This window comes from uncultured Nostoc sp., from assembly GCF_964245575.1.
In the GTDB taxonomy this organism is placed as follows: Bacteria; Cyanobacteriota; Cyanobacteriia; order Cyanobacteriales; family Nostocaceae; genus Nostoc.
Map to the genome: position 1 here is coordinate 1 of NZ_CAXTNP010000413.1, position 4920 is coordinate 4920.

The window sequence follows — 4920 nt, forward strand, 5'->3', positions numbered from 1 at the left end:
CGTTAGCGGAGCTTTCGCTTTAGCGATACGCTCAGTACAAGTGACTAATGACTAATGACTAATGACGAATTTATCAAAAATTTAAAAATGGGAAAAACTGGAGTAAGGTTTTACGTATACGAAGCAAGAAAATCTGATCCCGAATTTTGGGGTCTAGTTTTGGGGGCGGGGCAAGTTGGAGCTGCGCTTGTAATTGAATGTATTCGGCAGCTGTTAGGGATTTTCCATCAATAGGCGATCGCGCTTCTATGATAATCTTAGTGCGTAATATTTCTTCTGGTGTATCCTCTGGTGGTGGTAATGCTATTGTCGGCGATCGCCAAGAGCTACTTAACACACAAAAGATTATAATAATTACAATTAAGCTCAGTAATTTTATTGCCTTTATCGCTTTAATTCTCTCCATCTCCTGAACTGCGTTCACAACGCAGGATGAAAATCTGTTTTTCCCATTCCCCATTCCCCATTCCCAAAGTTAAAAATTTTCCCAATAAAAATCTGGCAATATCAAAGGACATCACCAGGTCTGTTCTGATACGGAATAGACTACAGGGAATGCCCAAGAGCAATTGCCAGCGATCGCGATGAATTGTTTTGCCCTCTGAAAACTCAGGAGTCTAAGCCGTTCCAAACACCAAACCAGGGAAGTACTTTGCCTACAAGATGGCTCAGATTTATAGAACTCAACTCCCTTAGACTTGGAATAAGGTTCGGTCACAAAAGAGGAAAGGGGACAGGGGGCAAAAAGCTTGGGGGACAACCCCATAAATATATTTAGGGCTGCTGAAACAAGGACGCATTATTTATTGTGGCACTTGACGCCCTAAATAAATATTTAACCGAAGATCATAAAAAATTTAGGTGCTTGAAACCCTCTATTGCTGGGAAATTCCAGCATCTTTCTCACCATCAAGACAGCTAGAACTTATCCCCTGCCTCTCTGGTGAGACGAGGATTTCAGGCGGACACATGGTTGAGGAGGTAATCCTCATCACCAGTGTCCTTTACTTGCTGCCCTACTTAGCTGATATTCGACCAAACTCTAGTACAGGTAGGCGGAAATAAACCTACCATTTCATTACAGCCACAAAGCACAAAATTAAAGCAGGCGTGACTTTTGACTTTTGACTTTTGACTTTTGACTTTTGACTTCCCCGTAGGGGTTGACTTCCGCCTTGCGGTACTAAGCTCTGATACACCAACAGAAAAATGCAGGTTTTTACGTGAACCTAATTAATTCAAGCTATGTGGTGACGAGCGCTGTTACTAAGCTGTTTTGGGCATGATTTAAACTAAAGTTTAGGATGCCCTATTTAGGAGTAGCAGTGGGAGTAGCTGCGGGAGTAGTTGTGGGAGTCGCAGCAGGTGTAGACGATCCACCAGCAGGTGCATCAGTTGGTTCACCTGCTGGTGGGGTACTAGTAGTACCGCTACCACCAGCGCCACCACCAGCATCACCACCGCCACCGCCTTCACAGGCTCCGAGAATTGTAGCCAGACTTAAGATTACAGCCAAACCAAAGATTTTTGTTTTCATAACTCCTCTTTCACCAATTGTGGCTAGAACAATTTTTCGCCTGTAGAATACGATACCGTATTTATTGCTTTTTTTTAAATGCTACAAGATTACATACTAAAAAAAACAATCCTTTGGGGTATTCTTTTTTGAATTAGGTATCATACAGCCATCTGATTAGTTTCTCTTAACTCAGGAGCAAAACGGAAATTACCAAATTTTCTAGCAAACCGAGCTATCATAGCAAAAAATTTATTTTTTCCCGGAGTATTGCACCTTGCTACCCCGCGTTGCAATACTTTAGGTGCGATATATAAAGGGCAAGCTGTCCAGTTGCTAATCGCTGATTGCAAAATTGCAATATCTAGAGGATGCAATTGTTATAGCTATCTATCAGAAGAGTTAAAAGGGTGTAGTCTGTTATGTGTGCTTGTTGCACAGAAGGCGATTTTAACTAAGCAAAAACAGACAATTAAGACAATCAATCTAAAGTACAGTATTTTCCATCTCAAAAATTTATGGTAGTTGCTCGTAAATCTGCTGTTTCTACAAGGGGTACTTGGTTTGGACGAGATTCTATCCTTTCTTTAGGGAGGCGACGTTCTGCACGTATAGAATCAGCAGCACAAAGCGCTTCTACACCCACTGCCCAAGCTGCACCAGTATCCTCTCGAAGACGACAGCGTTCCTCGAAAAATCTCGCGGTTTCTCCGATAAATAAAGCAGTTACGCCCAAATCGGTGAAAGAGGTGGCTAGACAACAATTGCTAAATCTCAATGAGCAGTCGAATGCAAACCAAAAAACTCCGGGGGTAGATTTTCTTCGCCTTCCCACAATGCCTAATTCTGGAGCAGCACCTTTGTGGTTGCTACGCTTGTATACCTTTCAGCGTTATTCGACAGTTTTGGCGTTCTTGTTAGTAGCATCGACACTTGCTGTTTATGGCTGGACGGTATATTCGCAAGACCTTTGGAGTAAGTCATATCGCAGACTGCAAAACCTCCAACGTCATGAGCGGCTACTAACGACAACCAACGCGACGCTGACAAATAAAATTGCTGAGGAAGCAGAACAACCAACAGCAGGGCTGGTATCGCCGACTCCTCAAGGGATGATTTTCTTGTCTCCAGCATCTCGTAGTCCTAAGCCAGCATCGTCTAACACAACGTCAAAACCTGAAACGCAACAGCAAACACTCTCGCCACAGGGGTATTAAGGTTAAGAGTCATTGGTCATTGGTTACTTGTACTGAGCGTAGTCGTAAAGCCTGCGGCATAGCTACGCTTAGGGCGCAGCCTCTCCAAGAGTTGTATTGGTCATTAGTTTCAGACAAACAAAGAGGTCTGAGTATCGGTTTTAGGTGATGATGCCAACTCCAAGGAGGAACAGAACTTAAAAGACGAAGGACGAAGGACGAAGGACAAAGGACAAATGACTAATGACTAATGACAAAGGACAAACCCAATGCAAAAATCACCAAGCAGAACAAACAGAAAGTTTCGGAATCCAGCATTTAAAAGGCGACAGAAGGGTTCTAAGCAAGGGTTATTGGGGACACTAGCCTCTAATATCCAAGACCAAACATCCTACACTAAGTCCCGACTGTTCATAGTATGGGGCGTATTAATGGCATCAGGGTTGGGGTTGGCTGTCAACTTGTATAACCTGCAAATTGTCAAGGGGCAAAAGTTAACCCAGCAGGCACGAAACCAGCAAATGGTGTATTTGCGACCTTTTATGCCGCGTCGCCCTGTGGTAGATCGCAATAGTAATCTGTTGGCAATTGACCGTCCTGTATATATTTTGTACGCTCATCCCAAGCTGTTTGATAAGTCTAATGAAGACATGGCAGAGCGACTTGCCCCAATATTGGCAAAAGATACTGCTGAATTGGTAAAAACTTTTCAAAGCAAAAGAAGCGGAATTATACTTGCCCCAGCCCTCCCGGAAGAAATTATCGATCGCGTCATCTCTTTACGCTTAAATGGGTTGGAGTGGGCTCAAAAATACTCCCGATATTATCCGCCAGATGATTTGGTTTCTGATGTGGTGGGCTACGTGAATCTTGACCGTCGTGGTCAAGCAGGTGTGGAATACTCTCAAGAGAAGTTGCTAGAACGTCCTGTGCAAACGGTGCGGCTCAGTCGGTCGGGTAATGGGGCCATAATGCCGGATCATGCCCCGGAAGGTTTTTTGCATTTTGATGATTTGCGATTGCAACTGACTATTGATAGCCGTCTGCAACGAATTGCTCGCGTTGCGCTCAAACAACAGATGGAAAAGTTTGACGCCAAACGTGGGGCGGTAATTGTCATGGATGCATTGGATGGTTCCTTACTTGCCCTCGTTTCTCAGCCTACTTATAACCCTAATGAATACGCTAAAGCTAATATCTCGCTATTTAAAAACTGGACGGTGGCGGATCTTTATGAACCGGGATCGACTTTTAAACCTTTGAATGTAGCGATCGCTCTGGAAAATGGCGTCATCAAACCAGATGATATGTTTAATGACTCCGGTTCTATTCGAGTAGCGAATTACACCATTAAAAATGCGATGAATAATCGGAATGGGCGAATCAGCATCGCTCAGATTTTGCAATATTCCAGCAACATTGGCATGGTGCAAATTATCCAACGCTTAAAGCCTTCAATCTATTACAACTGGCTAGAACGCTTGGGTTTAGGGCAAAAAGTTGATACAGATTTACCTTTTGAAGTTGGTGGCCGGCTCAAAAGTCAAGAAGAATTTATCGCTTCGCCAATTGAACCAGCTACTACTTCCTTTGGACAAGGCTTTTCCATGACACCTATACAGCTGGTGCAAATGCACGGCGCTTTAGCCAATGGCGGTAAGTTGGTAACACCCCATGTAGTTCGGGGGTTGATTGATAGCAAAGGGCAGATGCATGATTCACCTACTCACACCATTCCCCGCCAAATTTTCTCAACTGCAACAACCCAAAAGGTTGTGGAAATGATGGAAACTGTTGTTAATGAAGGTAGCGGGAAGGCGGCACAAATTCCGGGATATCGCATTGCTGGTAAAACTGGTACAGCCCAAAAAGCTAGTCCTAATGGTGGTTACATTAAGGGTGCTAGAATGACCAGCTTCGTGGCTATTTTGCCAGTGGAATCTCCTCGGTATGTAGTGTTCGCACTGGTGGATGAGCCAAAAGGAGAAAATGCTTATGGTTCTACTGTCGCCGCCCCAATTGTGAAGTCGGTAATCGAAGCACTCATTCCTCTTGAGGAGATTCCCCCAAGTAAGGCGATCGAGCAGCAGAAGGAAGTGCCGTAGGCAGGGAGCAGGGGCACAGAAGAGTCGAGTTAAAAGACTCATTAACGGAGTTAAAAGACTCATTCACGAGTATCAAAGACTCGTTGGCGAGTATCAAAGACTC

General features: G+C 44.1%; 6 protein-coding genes. 3 read left to right on the plus strand and 3 right to left on the minus strand.

From position 1 onward, the window contains the following. Positions 1-73: 73 nt before the first annotated feature. The gene (locus tag ACFFAP_RS35760; protein ID WP_375515653.1) at positions 74-406 is read right to left on the minus strand and encodes a hypothetical protein; all 333 of its coding nucleotides are present in this window, start codon (positions 404-406) and stop codon (positions 74-76) included. Then, the gene (locus tag ACFFAP_RS35765; protein WP_375515654.1) at positions 393-518 is read right to left on the minus strand and encodes a hypothetical protein; all 126 of its coding nucleotides are present in this window, start codon (positions 516-518) and stop codon (positions 393-395) included. The genes ACFFAP_RS35760 and ACFFAP_RS35765 overlap by 14 nt, the downstream gene beginning before the upstream one ends. 343 nt (positions 519-861) lie before the next feature. On the opposite strand from ACFFAP_RS35765, the gene ACFFAP_RS35770 reads away from it, so the two are divergent. After that, complete coding sequence (locus ACFFAP_RS35770; protein WP_375515655.1) at positions 862-1065, plus strand: hypothetical protein; 204 nt, start codon at positions 862-864, stop codon at positions 1063-1065. A gap of 244 nt (positions 1066-1309) precedes the next feature. On the opposite strand, the gene ACFFAP_RS35775 is transcribed toward ACFFAP_RS35770, so the two are convergent. Continuing rightward, positions 1310-1537: a hypothetical protein gene (locus tag ACFFAP_RS35775; RefSeq protein WP_375515656.1), complete on the minus strand. Its 228-nt coding sequence runs from the start codon at positions 1535-1537 to the stop codon at positions 1310-1312. A gap of 497 nt (positions 1538-2034) precedes the next feature. On the opposite strand from ACFFAP_RS35775, the gene ACFFAP_RS35780 reads away from it, so the two are divergent. Together ACFFAP_RS35780 and ACFFAP_RS35785 are read left to right on the plus strand one after the other, a co-directional pair. After that, complete coding sequence (locus tag ACFFAP_RS35780; RefSeq protein ID WP_375515657.1) at positions 2035-2733, plus strand: hypothetical protein; 699 nt, start codon at positions 2035-2037, stop codon at positions 2731-2733. A 248-nt stretch (positions 2734-2981) separates the two neighbouring features. Continuing rightward, on the plus strand, positions 2982-4817 hold the full coding sequence (locus ACFFAP_RS35785) for a peptidoglycan D,D-transpeptidase FtsI family protein (protein ID WP_375515658.1): 1836 nt from the start codon (positions 2982-2984) through the stop codon (positions 4815-4817). The last annotated feature ends 103 nt before the right edge of the window (positions 4818-4920 follow it).